Source organism: Microvirga calopogonii (genome assembly GCF_003347665.1).
In the GTDB taxonomy this organism is placed as follows: domain Bacteria; phylum Pseudomonadota; class Alphaproteobacteria; order Rhizobiales; family Beijerinckiaceae; genus Microvirga; species Microvirga calopogonii.
This window is the reverse complement of record NZ_QDGA01000032.1, coordinates 1-23,184: the sequence shown is the minus strand read 5'-3', so window position 1 is coordinate 23,184 and position 23,184 is coordinate 1. Positions and strand designations below refer to the sequence as shown.

Sequence of the window (23,184 nt, the reverse complement as noted above, 5' to 3'; positions counted from 1 at the left end):
TCGCTATCTTCAATGCGTGAAGGGAGGGCCAAATATAATCGGCGCCGACTCACCGAGAGAGATCATGCCAGGATTAGGTCCCCGTCTTCATCAGAAACGATGGGGTGCTTAAATGTGAACGCCTGCTGCCATGCTAATATGGGGCTGGCGTTCGAGTTTTTTCGCCTGCTTCTTCACGCGCGTTACTACGCCGGTCTCGCAGCGAAATCTTCCGATGTCGGCCATCTCGGCTTTGAGAGGAGAACGATGCGGATCGCGCCGATATTGGCGACGCCCTTACCCGCATTCACGCACATAGTTCTATGAACCAGAGTGCAAAACGGAAGGGAAAACAGCTTTAGAGCATCGGACGCAAATTCGAACTCACGTCCAATGCTCTAAGCTTTTGTTTTCCTGCATCTTTACACGCAAAACCGGTTCCCACTTTTGCGTTCGATGCTCTAGCGCATCGTTGGACCCGCTTTTCGGCGTCCAACTATGCGCTTCGCTAAAATGGAAGCATCGGATTGCCCCCAAAAGTGGGGTCTACTTTTGGGGCCCATACTGTAGAGCGAGTGCGGGCTTCCCCGCGATCCGCTCCGGATCCTAACTCGCTTTCCGCGGCTTCACCTGAGTTTCAATCTCGGCGCAGACTACGGCTCCTTCCAGCAGGAAGGTGTCAATCTCCTGCTCCGAGAACCCCGCTTGCTTCAAGATCTCGCGTGTGTCCTCACCGAAGACGGGAGCGCCCTTGAGGACATCGCCTGGCGTTCTGGAGAACTTCACGGGAAGGCCCAGTGTCTTGACGGGGCCGAGCGTCGAATGTTCAACCTCGACCAACATCTTGCGAGCGGCCGTCTGAGGATCGTTGAGGGCCTGCAGCATGTCGTAGACGGGTCCGCAGGGTACGCCCTTCTCATCGAGAATTTCGAGCCAATACGCTGCCGGTTTGGTGCGGAAGCGCTCTGCGAGTTTCGCCTCGAGTTCGGGCAGATTCCCCATGCGGTCAGCGCCGGTCCGGAACCGGGAATCATCGGCCAGCTCGGGTGCGCCGATGGCGTCGAGCGTGCGCAGCCAGTTCTTTTGGTTTGCGCCACCGACGACAATCCAGCCATCCGACGCCTGGAAGGCTTGGTACGGGGCGTTGAGCGGATGCGCCGATCCCATGGCCTTGGGGGCGGAACCGGTTGCAAGCGCAATCGCCGATTGCCAGTAGGTCTGAACGAGGGCCGCTTCGAAAAGGGAGGTCTCGACCCACTGACCCTCGCCAGTCCTGAGACGGTGGGCGTATGCGGCGAGGATGCCCATGGCAGCAAGAATGCCGGCCGTGATGTCCGAGAGTGGCGGACCGCATTTGGCGGGTGCTCCGCCCGGTTCACCTGTGAAACTCATGATGCCGCTCATGGCCTGGGCCACGAGATCGAAGCCGCGCCGGTCTTTATAGGGGCCGGTCCGGCCGAAGCCCGAAAGAGAGCAATAGATGAGGCCGGGATTCTCCTTCTTGAGATCCTCGTATCCAAACCCTAGGCGCTCCATGACGCCAGGACCAAAGTTCTCGACGAGCACGTCGGCGGTCTGCACGAGCTGGCGCAGGACCTTCTTTCCGCCTTCAGTCTTGAGGTCGAGCACGATGCCTCGCTTGTTGCGGTTCATCATCATGTAGGCGGCCGCCTCGTCCCCGATCTTGGGAGGCAGCATGCGCCGCGTGTCGTCACCGTCGGGGGATTTCTCGATTTTGATGACATCTGCGCCCATGTCGGCCAGCATGAGTGTGCAGGTTGGCCCCGCCATGACGTGCGTTAGATCAATGACCTTCATTCCATTGAGTGGACCCATCATACCCTCATCTGTTGTCGCAATACTGGCCTCAGGACACAGATACGACCCTGTCAGCCGACTTGGCGGCGCTCGTAAAGAGTGCTGTACTGCTCGCGCAGCATGTTCTTCTGAACCTTGCCCATGGTGTTGCGCGGCAGCTCGTTCACGAAGAGCACGCGCTTGGGCTGCTTGAATTTTGCAAGTTTGTCACGCACGCTCGCCATGATCGTTTCCTCGGTCAGGCCGGCATCCTTCACAGGCACCACGATCGCTGTCACGCCCTCGCCGAAATCCGGATGCGGCACACCAATGACCGCTGATTCCTGCACGCCTTCGACGGCGTCGATGGCGAGTTCGATTTCCTTCGGATAGACATTGAAGCCGCCGGTGATGATGAGATCCTTGCCACGTCCCACAATGTGGACATAGCCGCGCTCGTCGATTTTCCCGATGTCGCCGGTGATGAAGAAGCCATCCGGCCGGAATTCGGACGCAGTCTTCTCCGGCATGCGCCAGTAGCCCTTGAACACATTGGTGCCCTTCACCTCGATCATGCCGATCTCGCCGGCGCCGAGTTGCCGGCCCGTTTCGGGATCGGCAATGCGCAATTCGACGCCGGGCAGGGGGAAGCCCACGGTTCCGGCAATTCTGTCACCGTCATAGGGATTGGAGGTGTTCATACCCGTTTCGGTCATGCCGTAGCGCTCAAGGATCGCATGGCCAGTGCGCGCCGAGAACTCGTCATGGGTCGAGGCCAGGAGCGGCGCCGATCCCGAGATGAAAAGGCGGATGTGCGCGGTGTGTCCGCGCGTAAAATCCGGATGCTCCAGCAGGCGCGTATAGAAGGTGGGAACGCCCATCATAGCGGTGGCTCGCGGCAGAATCCGGATCACCTCGTCGGCCTCGAATTTCGGCAGGAAAAGCATGGAGGCATGAGCGGCGAGCACCACGTTGGTCGCCACGAACAATCCATGGGTGTGATAGATGGGCAGGGCGTGAAGAAGCACATCATCCGCCGTGAAGCGCCAGTAATCGACCAGCGTCAGAGCATTCGAAGCCAGATTGTAGTGGGTCATCATGGCGCCCTTGGAGCGCCCTGTCGTACCGGAGGTGTAGAGGATCGCCGCAAGATCGTCTGGGCCGGCTGGGTGATCCTCGAAGGTCTCGGGCTGATCAGCCGCAAGTGCCATAAGGCTTCCGTCGCCGCCCGTACCCAAGGTTTCGGCTCTGCCGCCGACCTTGGCGGCAATGGCGCCGATCTCGGTTTGGGCAGAAGGACGGCAGACAACGAGGCGCGGCTCGGCGTCACCGACGAAATAATCAATTTCGCTTGCGGTATAGGCCGTGTTCAGCGGCAGGTAGACGGCTCCGGCACGTACGCAGGCGACATAGAGGGCGAGCGCTTCAGGTGACTTGTCGACCTGAACGGCGACCCGATCACCAGGCTTCACCCCGCAGCCTCTCAAGGCATGAGCAAGGCGGGCCGTGATCGCAAAGAAGCGCCGGTAGGTGAGCGTGCTGCCATCTCCCGTCTCCAGGAAGACCTTGTCCGCTATCTCGGGGCGCACATGGAAAAGCGGAAGCAGCGTCGTCATATCGGGATCAACCTATCGTTAGCTGTCAGGAAAGAGAAAGCCAAGGGCGGTTCACGCGCCCTTGAAATTCGGAGGGCGCTTGTTCAGGAACGCGTCGATGCCCTCACGGAAATCCTGACTCATGTAACACATGAGGATCAGGTCCTCGCCTTGGCCTGGAGGAATTGTCGGCCGCAGCCGGCGCAACGCCTCCTTGCAGGCCTGGAGGGTGAGCGGGGCATGGCCCGCGACGGTGCGGGCGAGTTCCTCAGCGCGTGACATCAGCGCGGCCGGATCGGCAACGACTTCGCTGACCAAGCCGATCTCGAGCGCTTCAGGAGCCTCAACCAAGCGGGCCGTGAAGATCATTTCCTTGAGGCGGGCAGGGCCGATCAGGGCAGCGAACCGGCTGTAGTTGGACATGGAGAGGCAATTGCCGAGTGTCCGGGCGATCGGCAGGCCGAAGCGCGCATTGTCGGCGGCAATCCGCAAGTCGCAGCAGCCTGCAATGCCGGCCCCGCCGCCCGTGCAGGCCCCGGCGATGGCAGCAATCGTCGGCACGCGACAGGTCTCGAGGGCGTTCAGCACGCGGTCGATGCGGCCCTCGTAGCCGAGGGCGTCCTCCGGGCTGTCGAATGCGCGGAACTGGGAAATGTCCGTGCCGGCCGCGAAAGCCTTGCCCCCTGCTCCCGTGAGCACCATGGCTCGGATCGACCGGTCCTCGTTGATCTCTACGCAGATCTCCGCAAGGCGCTCATACATGGCGAAGGTGAAGGCGTTGCGGGCCTGCGGCCTGTTGAAGGTGACGAACGCCACCCCATTGCGTCGCTCGTAGAGAATTTCATCGCTCGGCGTGGTGGCCGGCATCGTTGTCGTATCCATTGGCAGTTTCAATCCTGTCATCTCTGCTCCGTAGATCCCTGAATGCCAGCGTCACCACAATGCAGAAGCTTTCCGGAAGCTCGATTGAGAACCGATCTAGTTTGAATTCAAAATTTGGAGGACGCAAGATTATAATTGTGGAATTCGGAGCCCATGTGGCATAAATGCATTCAAACTAGATGAGCCTTGACGTTACCTGGTACCGTCGGCAACACCGAACGAGGTGGGTACGCATAAGGATTGAGACGCAATGTTGCATGATGAGGTGGTGTCCCGGGTCAGGTATATGCTGATGGAGGGTGAGATTGCCCCCGGGGCGCGCGTGCCCGAGCGGGACTTATGCCTGACGCTGGGGATCTCCCGGACGCCTCTGCGCGAAGCACTGAAGGTCCTCGCTGCTGAAGGTTATGTGGTTCTGTTGCCCAATCGGGGCGCAAGAGCGGCCAAGCTGACGCAGAAAGACGTCCAGGATCTCTTTGAGGTTTGCGAGAGCTTGGAGGCTGCCGCCGGAGAACTCGCCTGTCAGCGTATCACTGACGAGCAGGTCCAGCGAATTGCGAGTCTGCACGAGGAAATGGTTGGGCATTACCGCAACAGGGACTTGCCGCAATACTACCGCTGCAACCGGTCAATCCATGAAACGATTGTCGATGCCGCCGGCAACGCGGTGCTGGCCTCGCTCTACGAGTCGGTGACATCGCGCATTCGGCGGGCGCGGTTCGTGGCCCCCATGCCTCCGACCCATTGGGAGTTGGCGGTGCAGGAGCATGAGGCAATCCTGAATGCCCTGCAGCGGCGGGACGGCGCGGGGCTCTCGCATATCCTTCGCCGGCACCTGCGGCACAAGCGTGAGGCGGTTGAACGCGCGGGTTTCGCCGAGAGCGCGCCGCCTGCGGAGCAACAGGCTAGGCCAGCGCGACGGGCGGCATCGGGCTGAGGTAGCTCAAGACTGACTTTGTGCGGACGGGTTGCGCCGGCACGCTGTGTAGCGTCACCTCCCTGATTCACGACACGGGCCAAATGATACGGAGCGAGATCTCCGACGAGCAAACGAAGGAGGAAGCGAAATGCCAATATACGAACTGGATGGCGTAAAGCCCGAATTGCCGGGGGCCAGCGCCTTCTGGATTGCTCCAGACGCCCATGTCATCGGGCGTGTTCGCCTTGGTCAGGACGTAGGTGTGTGGTTTGGGGCTGTCTTGCGGGGAGACAACGATACGATTTCGGTAGGGGACCGCACTAACATCCAGGAGGGTGCGATGTTGCATGTGGACGACGGATTTCCGCTGGCGATTGGCGCAGGCGTCACGATCGGTCACCATGCGATCGTTCACGGCTGCACGATAGGCGACAATACACTGATTGGAATGGGGGCGACCATCCTCAATGGCGCCCGTATCGGGAAAAATTGCCTCGTTGGTGCTAATGCCCTGGTCACGGAAGGTAAGGAGTTTCCCGACAATTCCCTGATTGTCGGCGCACCTGCGAGAGCCGTGCGCGTCCTAGATGCGGCTGCCGCAGAGAGGTTAGAGGCATCCGCAGCAAGTTATGTGGCGAACTGGCGGCGGTTCAGCAAAGGCTTGAAGCGAATAAGCTAGCCCATAGCCCAACTACCGTCAGACGGCCAGGAGATCTGCCCAGGTGGCAACCTGAGTGCAACAGCGTCAAACCCGAACCACAGAAAGATAGTCTGCTCGTGTTGAACAACCCCGACGTGATGCTCATCGCCTCAATGGGAGCTGGGGCGTCACCTGCAGCAAAGACCCCAAGAGGGAACCTCTATTTGGTCACCGAACTGGGTTGGTTGACCGAATCCACGCGCCGGCTTGGGGCATGGCGTCAAGCCGGCCAAAATTGTGATCATATTGGGCTTGTCGTTGACTGGGGCCTCTTCAAGCGGTCCGTGTCAAAGCTCGTTTCCTATCTGGAATGCGGGTCGGGGGCGGTTCTGCTTTGGAAGCAGTTTTGGTAAAAGGTTAAGTGGAACGAAGGGAAGCAGAAAGTGAACAATGCTCAAGGTGTGAAAGCTCGCGTCGGCATCATTGGTGTTGGCTTGATGGGTCATGGTATCGCTCGAAACGTCCAACGAGCGGGTTGGCCTATCGCGTTTCTCAATCATCCCGGCAATCAGCCGGCTGATGACTTGATCAGCAACGGTGCCGTTTCATTCGACACCGGCTCAGACCTTGCAGCAAGTTGTGACATCCTGATTATCTGCGTCACAGGCACGCCACAGGTAGAGGATGTTCTCTTCCGATCGGATGGTATTCTGAATGGACTACGTCCAGGAAGCGTGATTATTGATTGCTCGACTGCGATCCCTGCATCCACGAAAAAGATTGCTGCAGCCGTCACTGCTGCCGGGGGCCACTTCGTCGACGCGCCGATGACAAGGACACCGAAGGAGGCGGCGGAGGGACGTCTCAACCTCATTGTCGGAGGCGACAGAAGTCAATTCGACGCGCTCCTGCCTCTGATGCGCAGTTATGCTGAGAACATCACCTATGCTGGCGCCGTGGGTACAGGGCATACACTCAAACTTTTACACAATTTCGTATCGCTCGGTTTCTCTGCTGTCCTCGCGGAAGCCGCTGCCTGTTCTTCAAAAGCAGGTGTGGATCCAGCCGTGCTGGTCGAAGTTCTCGGTAACGGTGGAGGAGCCGGCGTCGTGTTCGAGCGTCTTAAGCCATTCATCCTAGCCCAAGACGCGTCCGGCTTCCGCTTTAGTATCGCCAACGCTCGCAAGGACATAGGGTACTATGTGGACATGACGCGCGATGTGGCCGCAGAAAACGGTGCTGCCGCGGCCATATTCCAAACTTACGATCAAGCCTGCAGTGCAGGACATGAGCACGCGCCGGTACCGGAGCTGATCAGCGTCTTGTCAGAGAGAAAGTGAAGGTCGCCCGCTTGTGGCTGCGTTTCGACGGCATCCTCGACTTGGTAGGATTTCCCTGCGAAAATGCGGATCAACAAGCCCATCGCTGAAGGCTCTCCCCAGGAAGCGAGACTATGACGACTTCACCCGCTGTTGCGCTTACACAGGCGCTGATCCGGCAGAACACCATCAATCCTCCTGGCAACGAGGCTCAGTGCGCAGCCCTCGTGGCCAAGCGGCTGGAGGAGAATGGCTTCACCGTTACGGCAATCCCGTTCGGGGAGGGACGCACAAATCTGATCGCGCACATCGGCGGTCGGGATGGCTTGCCGCTTGCCTTTACCGGTCATCTCGACACGGTGCCGCTTGGCTTGCAGCCGTGGTCGGTCGACCCGTTCGGTGGCGACGTCGACGGCGACCGGGTCTATGGCCGCGGCTCCAGCGATATGAAGGGCGGCATTGCGACCTTTGTCGAGGCCTGCATCGCCCACCGGGCTACGCTGGAGAAGGGCCCAGGCGCGGTGTTGATCATCACCGCTGGCGAGGAGACTGGATCGGAGGGGGCCTACGATCTGTGCCGGGAGAAGAGGCTTCTGGACGCTGCCGGTGCCCTGATTGTCGCCGAGCCCACATCCAATACCCCGCTTATCGGTCACAAAGGGGCCCTGTGGCTGAAAGCAGTCGCCCGGGGCGTGACCGCGCATGGCTCCATGCCGGAGAAGGGGGACAACGCCGTCATCAAGGCAGCGCGTGCGGTCGTGAAGCTGACGGACTTTGACTTCAACGTGCAGCGGCACGCGGTTCTGGGTGGACCGACGTTAAACATCGGTACCTTCCAAGGCGGATTGAACACCAACTCGGTTCCCGACCGCGCCGAGGTGAGTCTCGATATTCGCACGGTGCCGGGCCAGGCGCATGCCTCCGTGCGCGAAATGGTCGGGAGCTTTCTGGGCGATGAGATGGAGATCTCGCCGCTCATCGACGTGCCCGCCGTTTGGACCGATCCCAGCGACCCGTGGATCCGGCGGGTCTTCGAGATCATGGCGCCGCTCCTTGGAGCGATGCCCATGCCCCAGGCGGCGACCTACTTCACCGATGCATCAGCGCTGACCCCGGCCATGGGCAATCTGCCAACCGTTATTCTCGGTCCTGGAGAGGCGGCCATGGCGCACCAGACGGACGAGTACTGCCTCATCTCGCGCATCGATCAGGCCGTCGAGGCCTATGGCCGGATTATTGAGGATTGGTGCAAATGAACGAACTTCCCACCGTCCTCGAGGCCGCGCGATGCATCGCTGACGGCAGCCTCACTAGCGAGGCTCTGGTGCGCGCCTGCCTGGATCGTATCGGTGAGCGCGAGCCTCAGGTACAGGCATGGCAGCACCTGGATATGGACGCCGCACTGAACATGGCGCGGCACCTGGACCGGTGCGGCTCCGGTCCCCTGAAGGGGATCCCCATCGGGGTCAAGGACATCATCGACACAGCGGACATGCCCACTGGATACGGCTCGCCGCTCTATGAGACGTTCCGGCCGCCGCGCGATGCCGCCTGCGTGGCCCTGGCGCGGCACGCGGGCGCGCTGATCCTCGGCAAGACGGTGACCACCGAGTTCGCCTACTTCCAGCCGGGCAAGACCCGCAATCCCCACAATCCGGATCGGACGCCCGGCGGCTCCTCCTCTGGCTCGGCGGCGGCGGTGGCCAGCGCCATGGTGCCGTTAGCCTTCGGCACGCAGACGGCCGGATCCATCATCCGGCCGGCCAGCTTCTGCGCCTGCGTAGGCTACAAGCCGACCTTTGGCTTCATCGACCGCACTGGCGTGCGCCCGTTCGCGGATAGTCTCGACACCGTTGGGGTTTTTGCCACGACCGTCCAAGACGCGGCGTTCCTCACTTCGGTCATTGCTGGCCGTCCAAACCTGCGCATCACAAATGAGGAGTTCCGCCCGCGGATTGGCCTGACCCGAACCTATGCATGGGAGGATGCTGAACCTGCTACGGCGCTGGCTCTCGACGAGGCCGCAGCGCGGTTGCGTGCAGCTGGGCTGGAGATCCGTGAGGTTGAACTTCCCGAACGGTGGCGCGGCCTGCTGGAGGCACAGAAGACGATCATGGCCTTCGAGGCGGCGCGGTCGCATGTGCCGGAGATGCTGACCGCGTCCGATCATCTCAGCGCAAAGCTCCGCGAACTTCTTGATGCTGGTGCGCTCATCGCGCCCGAAGACTACGATGCCGCCAAAGCGCTGCTGGCAGAGGCGCGCGCCGGCTGCAGCGATGTGCTGGACGAGCTTGATGTACTGCTCACTCCGAGCGCGCCCGGAGAAGCACCGGAGGGCTTGGGGGCGACCGGCGATCCTGTCTTCAACCGAATTTGGACGGCTTTGGGAGTGCCTTGCATCTCCATCCCGGGCTTGACCGGGCCCACGGGAATGCCCGTCGGCGTCCAGGTAGTTGGCCGTTGGGGCGACGACCGGCGCGCACTGGCTGCTGCAGCGGCCATAGGGCAGGTCCCTTTATCTGCTTAGATCATCCGCAACGGCTCTCTGTGCAAGCTCAGGTCCCATAAAATGGTATTGCTTGACGGGAGCACAGCAATCGGCCGGTCCGCCCCCAATCACGCTGCAGCGGGCCGGGCGCTGAGCGGCAATCATCGACGGTTCCTGGTTCGGATTGGGTTGCACGATCTACGTGGATCCGAAGGATCCCGATGGCCAACCTTAAGTGATGTGCCCCGGAAGTGATCCGCGGCTAATGCAGCTTTCCAGGGTTGCTGTCAGAAGGGATCAGGGGATCGCAATATGCAGCCGAAATCTATCGCGAGGTTCTGGATGGCGCCGGTCTGGTCGGCTCGATGGGCCGGCGTGGCAATCCGTACGATGCCAAGGCGGAGAGCTTCATGAAGACGCTCAAGGTGGAAGCGGTCTATCCGATGGCCTACGAGACCTTTGAGGATGTGGCCGAGGACCTTCCGCGCTTTATCGAGGAGGTCTATAACAGCCGCAGGCTCCACTGGGCCCTCGGCTATCTGTGCCCGAAGCAGTTTGAGGATCAACACGCCCAGCAGACGGTCAAGCCCGCGGCATGATCACTGCCCACTCCGAAGGGTGCACTCCATAGCTCGGCGCAACTAGTCCCTATGATTGCGGGGCGTGAGGGCGGCCCGTCATCCGATATGCAACGGTACGAGGGTTAAGCCGGCACAGCCGGTGCAGAGCCTCATGCATAGGAGACGGCCCTGATGAAGCATACCAGATTTGTGGGCTTGGATATCCACAAGGATCAGATCTCGGTCGCGGTGGCCGAAAGTGGGCGCGGCGGCGGCGTGGAATACCTCGGCCAGATTGCCAATGATCCGGCGGCCATCAGCAAGCTGTGCGCCCGGCTCGCGCGACCCGGCGCCACCCTATCCTTCTGCTACGAGGCCGGTCCCTGCGGCTATGGTCTGTATCGCCAACTCACCAGCCTTGGACATCGCTGCGCGGTGGTGGCGCCGTCCTTGATCCCGACCAAACCGGGCGATCGCGTCAAGACTGACCGCCGCGATGCCACCATGTTGGCTCGCCTGCACCGGGCCGGGGAGCTCACATCCGTCTGGGTGCCTGATGAGGCCCATGAGGCCATGCGCGACCTGATCCGCTTGCGCAGCACCGTGCGTCACGTGCTGACGCGGGCGCGTCAGCATCTGCAGGGTTTCCTGCTGCGGCACGGCCGCTCGCAAGGGGCTGCGCGAGCCTGGAGCGTGGCCTACCGCCGCTGGCTCTCGACGCTGGCCTTCGCCCATCCCGCCCAGCAGATCACCTTTCAGGACTATGTCGATGCGGTCACCGACGCGGAGCAACGCCTCAGGCGTGTCGAAGAGCAGATCCAGGTGCTTCTGGCCGATTGGGCCCTGCGGCCAGTTGTCGAGGCCCTGCAGGCTCTGCGCGGCATCGCGCTGATCAACGCTGTGGTGCTGGTCAGCGAGGTCGGCGACTTCACCGGCTTTGCCACCCCGCGTCAGCTGATGGCCTATTTCGGCATGGTGCCGGGGGAGCGCTCGACCGGCCGGACGGTGCGTCGCGGCGGTATCACCAAGACCGGCAATTCGCATGCAAGACGAGCGCTGGTCGAAGGTGCCTGGGCCTACCGCCTGAAGCCGCGAGTTGGCCGCCACAAGGTCGATCGGATCGAGGCCTTGCCCAAGCCGGTGCGCGAGATCGCCTGGAAGGCTCAGGTGCGGCTGTGTGCCCGCTATCGGCGGCCGACCGCCCTGGGCAAGACCGCCAATGTGGTCACCGTCGCGATCGCGCGGGAGATGGTTGGGTTTGTGTGGGCGATTGCCTGCACGGTCCAGTCTCCCAAGGCCGCGTGAGCGATCTCCGCAACCTTTCCGTCCAGGAGGATCACCTCACGTGTAGCCGAACCCTCGGTGCGGTCCATGGCGCTGGGGGTGGGACAATGCCGGGGAGCCCTCGTGCCCACTATGAGCCTGTGATGCTCGTCCTCTCGACCGAGGCAGCCCCAAACGAAGCAAGGTCATGCGGTTCAACCCGCGGATGAGAGCTTGTTGACCGACGTTGGCGTCCCACCTCCTGCACCCTGGATCCGCCGTACACATTCCTCGGCCGTCGCTTCCACGTGGCGGATCGACCCTTCATGTCAAAACTACTTGTCCGCAATCATGAGAGTGGGTCATCTGCCATCAGACCTGGCATTCTGCTGGCTCGTTTGGCTTGGGCTGATGGAACGGTTGGCGCGTACAAGCTCCGGACCCGCCGAGCCGGTGGAGCGGGTCCTGAGACGCGCGCCGGCGTCGCTGCCGGCGCTGGCCGTTCCAGACAAACGGCGTCGGCTGCGCATTCCAGCTTCGCGCCGTCTGCTCAAACCAGCGGCCGATTGGCTAGATCGGTTCGTAAGTCAAAGAGGAGGCCGGTAACTCCTGCCCCCGTCCCTGACTCTTATGCCTCTCGGTCAAGAGGGGGTGTATCGCCGGTGCCGAGATCCCAATACAACCCCGCCATCATGGACAGACCCTCGCGGGCGATTGCGACGGGCAGATGCTCGTTGGGAGCATGCTGGGAGCAGCCCGGGTAGGAATGCGGCACCCAGATGGTCCGCAGGTTCAGGATCTCCGAGAAGAGATCGTTGGGCAGCGATCCGCCGAGATTGGGCAGAAGCGCAGGCTTCTTGCCGGTGGTCCTGGCAAGAGAATGGAGAGCCCAAGTGACCCAGGGGTCCTCGGGATCGAGGCGCGTTGCGTGGAAGATCTCATCGCGGCTCTTTGCAACCTGAACCATCGTGAAGCCGTGACGATCAAGGTGGCGACGCAGGGCCGGCAAAACCTCGTTTGGGTCGACGCCGACCACAAAGCGCAGCTGGCACCGTGCCCAGGCACTGGGCGGCACCGCATTGACCGGGGTTTCCGGAACACCGGACTTCATGGCGAGCACGTCGAAGGAGCACCACCCGAAGACCTGCTCGGCCGGGGTCAGGCCGGGCTCGCCCCATTCGGGGTCGATGGTCGGGCCGTCGGGGCCGCCGTCGACCTCGCAATCTGCGAGCGCCCGACGCACCGCCGAGGGGAGTTCTTTCGGAACCCATTCGTGAATGCGGATCTGCCCTGTCGGCGAAGCGATGCTGGCAATCGCATGTGCGAGCTGGATAGCGGGATCCGAGAGCAGGCCACCCCAGTTGCCCGAATGATGCCCCCCCTCACGGGCGTTGATCGAGAGATCGAAGGTGACGCCGCCACGTGAGCCGAGAAAAATCGTCGGCCGCTCGGCGTTGAGGCGCGGACCGTCGGAGGCAATGAGCACATCGGCCTTGAGTAGATCCTTCTGCTCCTCGCACAGCTCGCGCAGGCCCGGAGAGCCCATTTCCTCGCCCATCTCGATCAGATATTTGGCGTTGAAACCGAGCTTGCCGCGGGTCTCCAGCACCGCCTTCAAGCCGGCGATGTTGATGACGTGCTGACCCTTGTTGTCGACCACGCCGCGGCCATACCAGCGATCACCAACTTCCGTGAGCCTCCAGGGGGAAAGGCCCTCGTTCCAGTCCTTGTCGAGACCGCGGATCACGTCGCCATGACCGTAGCCGAAGATCGTTGGGAAAGCAGGATTCTCGATACGCTCGGCATAGAGAAACGGTCCCTTCGCCTTGGGATGGTGGAGCGTCCTGCAGGTGAAGCCGAGGCTTTCGAGCAGGGGGCGCATCTCCGTCTCGATATAGGCCGAAAGGGCTTCGGCTCGCTCCGGGTTTTGGCTTTCCGTCGGCATCGCGATGAGACGGGCCAGATCGGACTTCAAGGTACCCGAGTCGAAATACGCCTCAGCCTTTGCAATGGCTGTCTCGCGGGTCATTGGGTTGTTTCCTTTTCTTTCATTTGAGTGGCAGGTTCATGATTGCGCCGAAGCGCCGTGTCCGGGATCAGCGAGGTGGCAGGCGACCGCATCCCGTTCCAGCCGGACAAGGCGCGGTTCCGCCGTGCCGCATTGAGGCAGCCTCGCAGGGCAGCGCGGATGGAAGGGACATCCGGGCGGCGGGTTGAGGGGATCCGGGAAGGCGAGGCCGAGTCCGGTTTCCGGTATGCCCTGACCGGGCTCGGGCGTGAGGACGGACGCGAGCAGAGCCTTGGTATAGGGATGACGCGGGGCTCTGAAGAGCGTTTCCGTTTCGGCCAGTTCGACGACGCGGCCGAGATACATGACCGCCACACGCGTCGCGATGTGCTCGACCACGGCGAGGTTGTGGCTGATGAACACGTAGGTCAGTCCAAGCTCGCGCTGAAGGTCCATCAGCAGGTTGAGGATCTGGGACTGGACGGAGACGTCGAGGGCGGATGTCGGCTCGTCGCAGACGACGAGTTCCGGCTTCATGACGAGCGCCCGCGCGATCGCGACGCGCTGACGCTGCCCGCCTGAAAGCTCGCGCGGATACCGGTCGGCAAATCGCTGCGGAAGCCCCACCTTGTCGAGAATCTCAAGTGTGCGCTTGCGACGCTCCGCGACCGTGCCGATGCCATGCACTTCCAGCGGAAGGGCGACGATCGACGCGATGGTGCGGCGTGGATTGAGAGACGAATAGGGATCCTGAAAGACGGGCTGCACCCGTCGGGCCATGCCGATGCGGCCGAGCGAACGAATATCCGTCCCATCCAGCGTGATGGCGCCGCCTGTGGGCGGTAGGAGACCGAGCAGCATGCGAGCGAGCGTGGACTTGCCGCAGCCGGATTCGCCCACGATGCCCAGTACTTCCCCTTTGCGGATATCGAGGCTGATGCCGTTGACCGCGTGCAGGGTCCGCCGGGATTTGAACATGCCCTGGCTCACCTCGAAGGAGCGGGTGAGATCTCGGGCCTCAAGGAGCGCCGTCATGCTGCGTTCTCCAGAATGCAACGCCATTGATGGCCCTCCGCCGATTCGTTCAGCGGTGGCGCCATGGCGCAGATGTCTCGGGCATGGCTGCAGCGGTCGCGGAAGCTGCAGCCGCGAATCTCGCCAACAAGCGAGGGCACGACGCCCGGAATGACGCCGAGCTTTCCGCCTCGAACCGTGCGGCCCGGCACGGGAATGCAGTCGATCAGCCCCTTCGTGTAGGGATGCTGCGGGTTGGCGAAAAGCGAAGCGGTCGGTCCTTCCTCGACAATCTGCCCGGCATACATGACGGCCACCCGGTCGGCGATGCGCGCCACGATGCCGAGATCGTGGGTGATGAGGACCATCGCAACGCCGAGCTCGCGTTGCAGGTCGGCCAGAAGGTGCAGGATCTGCGCCTGGATCGTCACGTCGAGAGCCGTCGTCGGCTCGTCCGCGATCAGCAGGTCCGGCCCGCACATCAGGGCCATGGCGATCATGACGCGCTGGCGCAAGCCGCCCGAGAGCTGATGGGGATATTGCCCGAGACGCTGGGCCGCCGATGCGATGCCGACCTTGCCGAGCAGATGGACGGCCCGCTCGCGCGCTTCCGCTTCGCTCGCGTTGCGATGCTGGCGGTAGGCTTCCGTGAGCTGATTGCCGATCGTGTAGGCCGGGTTCAGCGCCGTCATGGGTTCCTGAAAGATCATCGCCATGCGGTCGCCGCGCAGGGCGTTAATGCGCTTCCGGCTCGCCTTGCCGAGATCTTCCCCCGCAAAGGCGATGCGCCGGGCTTTCCGCGTGGCGGCCTTGGGTAGGAGGTCCATGATCGCAAGCGAGGTCATGGACTTGCCGCAGCCGGACTCGCCCACGAGGCAGAGCGTCTCGCCGCGCTTCACGGAGAAGGAGATGTCGCGTACGGCGTGGAGGGCTCCACGGGGGGTAGCGATGTCGACGTTGAGGCCGTCGACCTCAAGGATCACTTCGCTCATGGCTCAGCCCCGTCCTTCCGGTGAAATTACGTCGCGCAGGCCGTCTCCCGCGAGATTGATGGCAAAGATCAGCAGCGCCAGCGCCGATCCCGGGATCGCAATGAGCCAGAACGAAAAGAACATGTAGGCTTTGGCCTCTGCGATCATGAGTCCCCAGGAGGGCAGGGGAGGCTGCACCCCGAGGCCGAGGAAGGAGAGCGCGGCCTCGAGCAGAATCGCGCTCGCCGCCTCGAGAGTGGCGACGACGATCAGATGAGGGGCGATGTTGGGCAGGATCTCCTGGAGAATGACGCGCGTGGTCGACGCTCCGGCCGCCTGCGCGGCCGCCACGTAGTCGAGGGAGCGAACCTGCTGGGTCGCACTGCGCATCACCACCGCGAAGCGATCCCATTTGAGGAAGCCGAGCACCAAGATGACGATCCACAACGAGCCGCCGACCATCGCCACCACGGCCAGCGCCACGAGAATGACGGGCATCGAGAGCCGCGTCGTCACGATGAAGGTCATCAGAAGGTCGATCTTGCCGCCGAAATAGCCGGCCGCCAGACCCATCGCCGTGCCGATGATACCCGAGATCAGAACCACGCTGACGCCGATCAGCAGGGAGATGCGTGCGCCGTAAAGCACGCGGGACAGGTAATCGCGGCCGAGCTGGTCGGTGCCGAGCGGATGCACCCACGAGCCCTTCGCGTACCAGGCAGGCGGCACATTGCGGAGCGTGAGGTTCTGCAGATAGGGATCGTGCGGTGCGATCAGAGGCGCGAGCAGGGCCAGCGCAACGATGACCGCCAGGATTCCGGCGCCGATCACGAAGGCTTTCTGGCCGAGGAAGCGGCGCACGAGGCGCATGGCGGGCGAGGGCTCCGCGACGGCGGGGATGGAGAGAGCAGTATCGGTCATGTCAGGCCACCCGGATGCGTGGATCGAGCCACGCGTTGGCAATGTCGGAGGCAAGCGTCAGAAGCACGTAGACGACCGAGAGCAGCAGGACCACGACCTGCATGACGGGGAAGTCCTTGTAGGTGATGCTCTGGTAGGCCAGATAGCCGAGACCATCGAGGGCGAAGATCGTCTCGATGACGACGGATCCGCCAAGCAGGAAGCCGAGCTGCACGGCGGTGAGCGCCACAACCGGAACGACGGCGTTACGCAGTGCATGCTTGAAGACGACCTTGTAGGCCGGCAGGCCCTTGGCCCGGGCGGTCCGGATGTAGTCGGAGGACAGAACCTCAATCATTCCGGCACGGATGAGGCGCATGAAGGCCGGGGCGACGTAATAGCCGAGAGCGATCGTCGGCATGATGAAGTGCAGCCACGTGCCGGAACCCGAGACAGGCAGCCAGCGCAGGGTGATGGAGAAGATCATCACGAGGATCAGGGCGAAGAAGAAGTTCGGAAGCGCCTGACCGACCACGGCGATAGCCAGCGCCACCCGGTCGATCCAGCTGTTCGCGTACACGGCGGCCAGCACGCCCAGGGGAATGGATATGAGGAGCGCGAAGCCGAGCGACGTAAAGCCGAGAATGAGGGTCGTCGGCAGCTTCTCGAGAACGAGCTTGCTCACCTCGGTCTTGAAATACAGGGACGTTCCAAAATCGCCCCTGAGCGTCTGCCAGAGCCAATCGAGGTATTGCACGATGAGCGGCCGGTCGAGGCCGTAGGTCTTGCGGATGATATCGAGATCCGCCTTCTGCGCACCTTCGCCCGCGATGGCCACCGCAATATCGCCCGACAAGCGCAGGAGAAAGAAGGCAATCGCTGAGACGGCCAGCGCGACCAGGAGCGCCAAACCCAAGCGTTTGAGGATGTAGCCGATCACGGCATTCTCCGTATAGGCCTAAAGAATGGGCCAAATTGCCTGTATGGCCGCAACAAGGGCACATGAAGTCAGAATACAATCCGCTCAAGCCGAGGATTCCGGGCACGCCGCGACAATAGGGACGCGTGCCCGCGTTTTGGCCAGCGGATTGCCGAGAGCGATCCTTGAGGACCGCTCCGGCTTCTTCGGCTTACTTCCAGGTCATTTCCCAGAAGCGGGGCATCTCGTCCGGATAGGCCTTGAAGTTCAGGTCCGACGTGGCGACGTAGTAGACCGGCAGCGAGTAGAGGGGCACAGCGTACGCCTTGTCGGCGATGATCTTCAGGGCTTCCCGGTAGGACGTTTTGCGGATCTGCGGATCGACCGATGTGTCACCCTTGGTCAGCAGATCGCGTACCTGCGAGTCGCGGGTGATGTCCTCGGTCCGGAAAGCGAAATAGTTTGACGTCGCCGCGGACACGTCATTGACCGAGAACGAGCCCCAGGTCTGATGGGTGAGCATCGCCTTGTTGCCGGCAACCTGCTCGCGCATGGCGGCATATTGCAGGAAGCGCAGGTTGGTCTTGATGCCGACCGCCTGAAGATACCCGATCAGGGCTTCGGTCTGGTTGCGCTCGCGGTAGGCCACAATATCGAGATCGAGGCCATTCGGATAGCCCGCCTCGGCAAGGAGCTGCTTCGCCTTGGCAGGATCGTACGGATAACGCGTGGCGCCGTCGTCGGTGCAGCCGAACTGGCTTGGGAAGCAGATGGTGTGGATAACGCGCGAGCCTGCGCCGACGATCTGCTTCACCATGCTTTCACGATCGATGGCGTGGATAATGGCCTTGCGCACGCGCTCATCCTTCAGGGCCGGAGCCGGTGTGCCCTCAAGTGTGTTCATCTGCATAAACACGATGCGCATGGTTTCGCCGGACACAACCTGGAGGGTGGGAACGGTTTCCAGCTGCTCCGCCTGGTCCTTCGGCACGCTCATGATGAAGTCGAGGCCATTGGAGAGAGCTTCCGCCATCTGGGTCTGACGGTCCGGAATGAAGCGGATCTCGATTTTGGCGATCTTCGGCTGCGACTTCGGCGAGTCCTTGAAGTAGTCGGTGTTCTTTTCGAGTGTGATCGATTTGCCCGGAACGTAGTTCGTCACCTTGTAAGGTCCGGAGCCGACGGGCTTGTCGTTCTGCCCCTTTGGGCCAACCTTCTCGTAATACTCGTTTGGGTGGATGACGACCGGACCGGCGAGATACTCGATGGCGGCCGGGAAGACCTGCTTGGTCGTGATGCGGACCTTGTACTTGTCGATCTTCTCGGCCTTCTCGATCCAGCTGACGTTGGCTTGGGTGACGACCTTGTTCTCAGGCTTGGAGATGAAGTTCATCGTGTAGACGACATCGTCCGCATCGAACTCCTCGCCGTTGTGGAACTTCACACCCTGTCGCAAGTCAAACTCGAGCGTACGGTCATCGATCTGGCGCCATGCGGTCGCGAGTTGGCCTTTGTACTCGTTGGTGTTCGGATCGCGATAGACGAGCGTGTCCCAGACGTGCTGACCGATGATGACGCCGATGCGGACGTTGTTGAAGAACGGATCCACGCTCTCTGGCGCCTGATCATAGGCAAACCGGACGGTATTGTCGGCTTTGCCTGCGAGGGCAGGGGCTGCGAAGACGCTGGTCAGGAGCGCGGTGGAAGCGAGGCTGAGCAGGGCCGCCTTACGTATCAAACTCATCTTAGTCCTCTGGAACTGTGCTTGTTATTTTGTTTCTCATTTCCCGCGCCAGTGATCGTTTTCGATCACAAAGCAATGCGGAACCATTCCGAACCTGCCAAGAATAAGGGCTTGCTTCAATTAGAATGATTAGAAAGGATCGTTGCTGAAACGGCAATACAGTGGATCCTCAATGCAGCAGTCAGCCTTGCGCTATTTCCTTGAGGTCGCTCGGACCGGGTCCATCAGTGCGGCGGCCGAACGGCTACGAGTCGCTGCATCGGCCATCAGTCGGCAGGTGGCGAAGCTCGAGGAGGAATACGAGACGCCCCTGTTCGAGCGGCGCTCACGAGGTATGGTCCTGACCCATGCAGGACGTCTTTTGGCATCTTATGCGCAACGCGCCGCGCTTGAGAGCGATCAGATCCAAAAGGAGATCAGGGAACTCAAGAGCGCCACGCGCGGCCTCATCCGCCTGGGTGTGACCGAGGGGCTCGCGGTGAGCTTCGTTCCGGAAATGATCCACACCTTTCGCAAGGAGCGTCCGCACGTCCTGTTCGACATCAAGGTTCTAGGCCCAGCAAACGTGGTGGCCAGCGTTCAGGAGGGAGAGGTGGATATCGGCATCACGTTTTCATTATCTCCCGAGGGCGGGGTGCGCATTCAGTGGCAGCAGGCCATGCCGGCCTATGCGTTGGCAAGCACGGATCACCCCCTGATCGGACGTGGACGTGTCTCGATTGCCGAGTTGTTCGAGTATCCCATCGCGATTCTGGACGATGCTGCAACCATCAGGAGGGTGTTCGATATCTTCTGTGCGACCAAGGGCATCTCCCTCGAACCTATTGTCAGTTCCACAAACGTTGCCAGCCTTTTTACTCTCTGCCAACTTGGCGGCGCCATAACCTTCTCAACTTATATTTCAGCGCGCAGGGCGGTCCGTGACGGCCATCTATCGATCGTTCCCTTCGAAGAAGCGAGCTTTCTTGAGCGAAACATGCAGATCCAGACCATGCTGGGGCGAACCCTACCGCAGACGACGCAGGACTTCATCGGTTTTCTCATTGCGGAGCTGGAGACACCCGGTGCAACACAACCTTCAGCTGATGGCTGACGTTCGGAGGGGCCTTGTCGGAGCCCAACGAGGTCTCAACAGGAAGGATATCCATATGAGCTGGTCTTCGCGTCTGAAACGGACAATGCCTGCCGTTGTGCTGCTATGTTGTGTGGCTTCGGCAGCTTATGCAGGTGACGCTCCGAGCAATGGCCTCGGCGAGCGCGGCATCGCGATTCAGGGCTACGATCCGGTTGGCTACTTCCTGGCCGGCGAACCTCGCAAGGGCCTTCCCGAGATCTCGACGACATACAATGGTTCACGGTGGCTGTTCTCAAGTGAGAGTGACAAACGCCGCTTCCTGGCTGGTCCCAACCGGTATCTTCCTGCCTATGGCGGGTACTGTGCCTATGCAGTGGCGCTGGGGTATCTGTCTGACGCCGACCCACGGGCATGGACGATCCTGTATGACCGTCTCTACCTCAACTGCCCTGAGCCAACTCTCGATGTCTGGCTAATGAACCCATTGTTTTACATCAGAAGAGCCGATAGCAAGTGGCCTCTTTTGAGTGTGCAGATAGGCGCTCGAACCACAACAAAGGCGGGCGACGGGTACCACGTGGCGCAGTAGAAACTTCGTCAGCACAGTTGATTACATCGGCGCCGGCTTAGCTCGCAGGGCACCGTCATGATAGGCAATGGCCGCCAGTTCGGGCGGCACGAAGAGGTAGCGCCTCACCCGCCGCATGGCATCGAGAACCCGCTCCCCAAAGGTGGTCTTGCCGATCTCCTCGCTCATGAGGTCGGCGTGAAGAGCAATCACCTCCACCATGTGCCGGCGCAGGATGGCGAGGTGCACTTCCGTCATGGGCTTGGCACTGTCAACTTAACGCGTTTTGCTTGCTTCTTGCGGTTTTCCGGCTCGGGCAGGTAACGTATTTTCAATGGCTTAGGGCCGGTCGTGATGACCTCAAGCAGCTCTTACTTGCTTAAGTTGACAATACCCCCCAAAGAGGTGCTTCCCATCGCCGGCTCGGCGGGGCAGAGCCACCTCGCCGGTAGGCCTCCTATAATCATGCGGGTCCGTCCTGTCTTGCGGGAGAACCCGACGTAGAAACCCGGATAGGCAAATAGCCCGGGTTCATGCGTAAAGACGCCGTCGCCCCTCAGGATCGCATCATGAATGACGATCCCGCCCACGAGCCATGATCCCGTTTCAAGAAAAACCACCTCGGACGCCAACAGCCGAGCACCGCACAAACCGCCTTCTGGCGGCTCTGGCCCCCGAGAACTTGGCGGGTCTGGAGCAACACCTCGAACTGGTCGAGCTCTCGCGGGGGCAGGTGCTCTATGACACGGGCGAGGCCGTGTCCCACGCCTACTTCCCGCACGACACGGTGGTGTCGCTCGTGAATGTCCTGAAGGCGGGCAACAGCGTCGAGGTCGCGGTGTTTGGGCGTGAGGGGGTGCTGGGCCTGCTCAGTGCTCTCGTCACGCATGAGGCCTTCGGGCGCTATGTCGTGCAAATGCCCGGCACCGCCTCGCGCATCTCGGTCGAGCGCCTGAACGAGGTGAGGGACGTCTGCCCGACCCTGCGGCAGTTGATCATGAACTACAGCGAGGCCCTGCTGGCCCAGACGTTTCAGCGCGTCACCTGCAATGCTGTTCACAGTGTGGAGGCGCGCTGCTGTCGCTGGATCCTCCGCATTCACGATCGGGTGGGTCGGGATGCCTTGCCGCTCACGCACGAGTTCCTGGCCGAGATGCTGGGCGTTCAGCGCTCCACCGTGAGCGTGGTGACAAAATCCCTCCAGACGGCGGGCCTGATCCGGCAGAGCCGCGGCGGCATCACCGTGACCGACCGGGCGGGTCTCGAGGGAGCAGCGTGTGAATGCTACGGCCGGATCCGGCGGCTCTACGACCGCCTGCTGCCCGGCACCTACACATAGGCAGCCAATTGCCGGCTTAACGACCCATAGCCGGTCCATACACGGGGCACAGGAGGCATTTGGGCGGGCTTAATGAAGGTCCGCCTACGCCGCGAATGCGGAAATCCGGATAAGGTCAGCCTGGTGCCAGGAGCTGTCGTTCCCTGCTCCCTCCATATGCGCTGGGTGACAATCGTGCATCGAAGGGTGGCTGTTTTCCCGAGGAACTCCCGAGGCTTGGAATGGTATTGTCAACTTAAGCAAGTAAGAGCTGCTTGAGGTCATCACGACCGGCCCTAAGCCATTGAAAATACGTTACCTGCCCGAGCCGGAAAACCGCAAGAAGCAAGCAAACCGCGTTAAGTTGACAGTGCCCTTTGGGGAGCGCTCATCGGGACGCCAGACGCTCTTTGGGCCAGGAGACCGTCAGAACGAGCGCCCTGACAGATCCCAGCAGCCTTACTGCTTTGCCGATGCGCTCTGGCGGGCTGGTTCGCCCTGGGCTGTCGGCATGGGGCAGATCCTGTTGGAAACATCCCGAACGTCAGCGGCTGCGCGGTCAGCAGACCTTCTCATCGCTGTGCTTAAAGGCCGTGTTTGACCGAGGCCGTGTGAAAACGCGGTTGCTGACGTGCGGATGACGAGCGCTGGTTTGCGGGTGCCGTGATGGTGCGCATGGGCGGGCGTGTGGCGTCAGGCTTCGAGAGCCTTCAGCAGCGGCTGGACACCGAGGATGCTGATTATCCGCTTCAGGTTGTAGGCCAGCACGTGCAGGCTCATCTCGGTTTTGACCTTCTCCAAGGTCTTCATCAGGAAGTGCGTGCTGCCCATCCAGGCCTTGATGGTCCCGAACGGATGCTCCACCGTCTGCCGCCTGATCGTCATGGCCTCCGGCATCCGCTCCAGCCGAGCCTGCATCCGGTCAAGCACATCCTCATGCTGCCAGCGCTTTTACCCGCTTGTGCGTGTCCGGCGTGCAGCGGGGCTTGAGGGCACAGCTCGAACAGGCGGTCAGATTCCGGTAATGATCGATATTGTCCCGGCGATCTGAACGCACCTTGCCCTTGGTCAGGTGCTGGCCCGCCGGGCAGGTGTAGTGGTCCTGCTCGGCGTCGTAGATGAAGTCCTGCCCGGTGAAGAGACCGCGCTTGGTGTTGCCGGAGGTCAGCGTCTTGGGAACATAGGGCAGGACACCGCTGCCCTCGCAGGCCAGCACCTCGTCACC

Annotated in this window: 19 protein-coding genes and 3 pseudogenes; 11 read left to right on the top strand and 11 right to left on the bottom strand. The window is 61.6% G+C overall.

The features are described 5' to 3' along the window. Positions 1–585 precede the first annotated feature (585 nt). From DDF70_RS20610 to DDF70_RS20600, 3 genes are read right to left on the bottom strand one after another with little or no spacing between them, the layout of a single operon-like run. Positions 586–1,818, bottom strand: a complete 1,233-nt coding sequence (locus DDF70_RS20610) for a CaiB/BaiF CoA transferase family protein (protein ID WP_114946716.1) — start codon at positions 1,816–1,818, stop codon at positions 586–588. 50 nt (positions 1,819–1,868) lie between these two features. Beyond that, complete coding sequence (locus DDF70_RS20605) at positions 1,869–3,392, bottom strand: malonate--CoA ligase (RefSeq protein WP_114946715.1); 1,524 nt, start codon at positions 3,390–3,392, stop codon at positions 1,869–1,871. A gap of 51 nt (positions 3,393–3,443) precedes the next feature. Continuing rightward, positions 3,444–4,238 (bottom strand): enoyl-CoA hydratase/isomerase family protein, encoded by a 795-nt coding sequence (locus DDF70_RS20600; protein WP_114946738.1) that lies wholly within the window; start codon positions 4,236–4,238, stop codon positions 3,444–3,446. Between the two features lie 265 nt (positions 4,239–4,503). Between DDF70_RS20600 and DDF70_RS20595 the strand changes: the two genes are divergently transcribed. The 8 genes and pseudogenes from DDF70_RS20595 to DDF70_RS20565 all read left to right on the top strand — a co-directional run bounded on the left by DDF70_RS20595 (position 4,504) and on the right by DDF70_RS20565 (position 11,484). Further along, positions 4,504–5,190 carry a GntR family transcriptional regulator gene (locus DDF70_RS20595; RefSeq protein WP_114946714.1) on the top strand — a complete coding sequence of 229 codons (687 nt, stop codon included), beginning with the start codon at positions 4,504–4,506 and terminating at the stop codon, positions 5,188–5,190. Between the two features lie 130 nt (positions 5,191–5,320). After that, entirely contained in the window at positions 5,321–5,851 is a 531-nt protein-coding gene (locus tag DDF70_RS20590; protein WP_114946713.1) for a gamma carbonic anhydrase family protein, read from the top strand. A gap of 395 nt (positions 5,852–6,246) precedes the next feature. Beyond that, positions 6,247–6,753 (top strand): annotated as a pseudogene (locus DDF70_RS39050) (NAD(P)-dependent oxidoreductase); the annotation flags it as partial. Further along, positions 6,730–7,152 carry an NAD-binding protein gene (locus DDF70_RS39045; RefSeq protein WP_342633939.1) on the top strand — a complete coding sequence of 141 codons (423 nt, stop codon included), beginning with the start codon at positions 6,730–6,732 and terminating at the stop codon, positions 7,150–7,152. The pseudogene DDF70_RS39050 and the gene DDF70_RS39045, both read left to right, overlap by 24 nt. Before the next feature lie 113 nt (positions 7,153–7,265). Then, positions 7,266–8,387: a M20 family metallopeptidase gene (locus DDF70_RS20580; RefSeq protein ID WP_114946712.1), complete on the top strand. Its 1,122-nt coding sequence runs from the start codon at positions 7,266–7,268 to the stop codon at positions 8,385–8,387. Further along, positions 8,384–9,658, top strand: a complete 1,275-nt coding sequence (locus DDF70_RS20575; RefSeq protein ID WP_114946711.1) for an amidase — start codon at positions 8,384–8,386, stop codon at positions 9,656–9,658. Before DDF70_RS20580 ends, DDF70_RS20575 begins: the two co-directional genes overlap by 4 nt. Positions 9,659–9,900: 242 nt before the next feature. After that, complete coding sequence (locus DDF70_RS20570) at positions 9,901–10,218, top strand: integrase core domain-containing protein (RefSeq protein ID WP_114946710.1); 318 nt, start codon at positions 9,901–9,903, stop codon at positions 10,216–10,218. 153 nt (positions 10,219–10,371) lie between these two features. Beyond that, the gene (locus DDF70_RS20565) at positions 10,372–11,484 is read left to right on the top strand and encodes an IS110 family RNA-guided transposase (RefSeq protein ID WP_114946709.1); all 1,113 of its coding nucleotides are present in this window, start codon (positions 10,372–10,374) and stop codon (positions 11,482–11,484) included. 586 nt (positions 11,485–12,070) lie between these two features. Here DDF70_RS20565 and DDF70_RS20560 read toward each other — a convergent pair. From DDF70_RS20560 to DDF70_RS20535, 6 genes are all read right to left on the bottom strand, one after another. After that, on the bottom strand, positions 12,071–13,471 hold the full coding sequence (locus DDF70_RS20560) for a M20 family metallopeptidase (RefSeq protein ID WP_114946708.1): 1,401 nt from the start codon (positions 13,469–13,471) through the stop codon (positions 12,071–12,073). A 36-nt stretch (positions 13,472–13,507) separates the two neighbouring features. Then, positions 13,508–14,485, bottom strand: a complete 978-nt coding sequence (locus DDF70_RS20555; RefSeq protein ID WP_114946707.1) for an ABC transporter ATP-binding protein — start codon at positions 14,483–14,485, stop codon at positions 13,508–13,510. Continuing rightward, on the bottom strand, positions 14,482–15,456 hold the full coding sequence (locus DDF70_RS20550) for an ABC transporter ATP-binding protein (RefSeq protein WP_114946706.1): 975 nt from the start codon (positions 15,454–15,456) through the stop codon (positions 14,482–14,484). Before DDF70_RS20550 ends, DDF70_RS20555 begins: the two co-directional genes overlap by 4 nt. A 3-nt stretch (positions 15,457–15,459) precedes the next feature. Next, the gene (locus tag DDF70_RS20545) at positions 15,460–16,356 is read right to left on the bottom strand and encodes an ABC transporter permease (RefSeq protein ID WP_114946705.1); all 897 of its coding nucleotides are present in this window, start codon (positions 16,354–16,356) and stop codon (positions 15,460–15,462) included. A gap of 1 nt (position 16,357) precedes the next feature. Beyond that, the gene (locus DDF70_RS20540; RefSeq protein ID WP_114946704.1) at positions 16,358–17,275 is read right to left on the bottom strand and encodes an ABC transporter permease; all 918 of its coding nucleotides are present in this window, start codon (positions 17,273–17,275) and stop codon (positions 16,358–16,360) included. A 190-nt stretch (positions 17,276–17,465) separates the two neighbouring features. After that, a complete protein-coding gene (locus DDF70_RS20535; protein WP_114946703.1) occupies positions 17,466–18,998 on the bottom strand; it encodes an ABC transporter substrate-binding protein in 1,533 nt (510 codons plus the stop codon). A 172-nt stretch (positions 18,999–19,170) separates the two neighbouring features. Between DDF70_RS20535 and DDF70_RS20530 the strand changes: the two genes are divergently transcribed. Continuing rightward, positions 19,171–20,091 (top strand): LysR family transcriptional regulator, encoded by a 921-nt coding sequence (locus DDF70_RS20530; RefSeq protein ID WP_114946702.1) that lies wholly within the window; start codon positions 19,171–19,173, stop codon positions 20,089–20,091. A 55-nt stretch (positions 20,092–20,146) separates the two neighbouring features. Next, positions 20,147–20,662: a YHS domain-containing (seleno)protein gene (locus DDF70_RS20525; protein WP_162820542.1), complete on the top strand. Its 516-nt coding sequence runs from the start codon at positions 20,147–20,149 to the stop codon at positions 20,660–20,662. Positions 20,663–20,716: 54 nt separating this feature from the next. On the opposite strand, the pseudogene DDF70_RS37540 reads toward DDF70_RS20525, so the two are convergent. Next, positions 20,717–20,899 (bottom strand): annotated as a pseudogene (locus tag DDF70_RS37540) (protein-L-isoaspartate(D-aspartate) O-methyltransferase); the annotation flags it as partial. Between the two features lie 337 nt (positions 20,900–21,236). Between DDF70_RS37540 and DDF70_RS20510 the strand changes: the two are divergent. Then, entirely contained in the window at positions 21,237–21,980 is a 744-nt protein-coding gene (locus tag DDF70_RS20510) for a Crp/Fnr family transcriptional regulator (RefSeq protein WP_114946699.1), read from the top strand. Between the two features lie 672 nt (positions 21,981–22,652). Here DDF70_RS20510 and DDF70_RS20505 read toward each other — a convergent pair. Then, positions 22,653–23,184 (bottom strand): annotated as a pseudogene (locus DDF70_RS20505) (transposase); the annotation flags it as partial.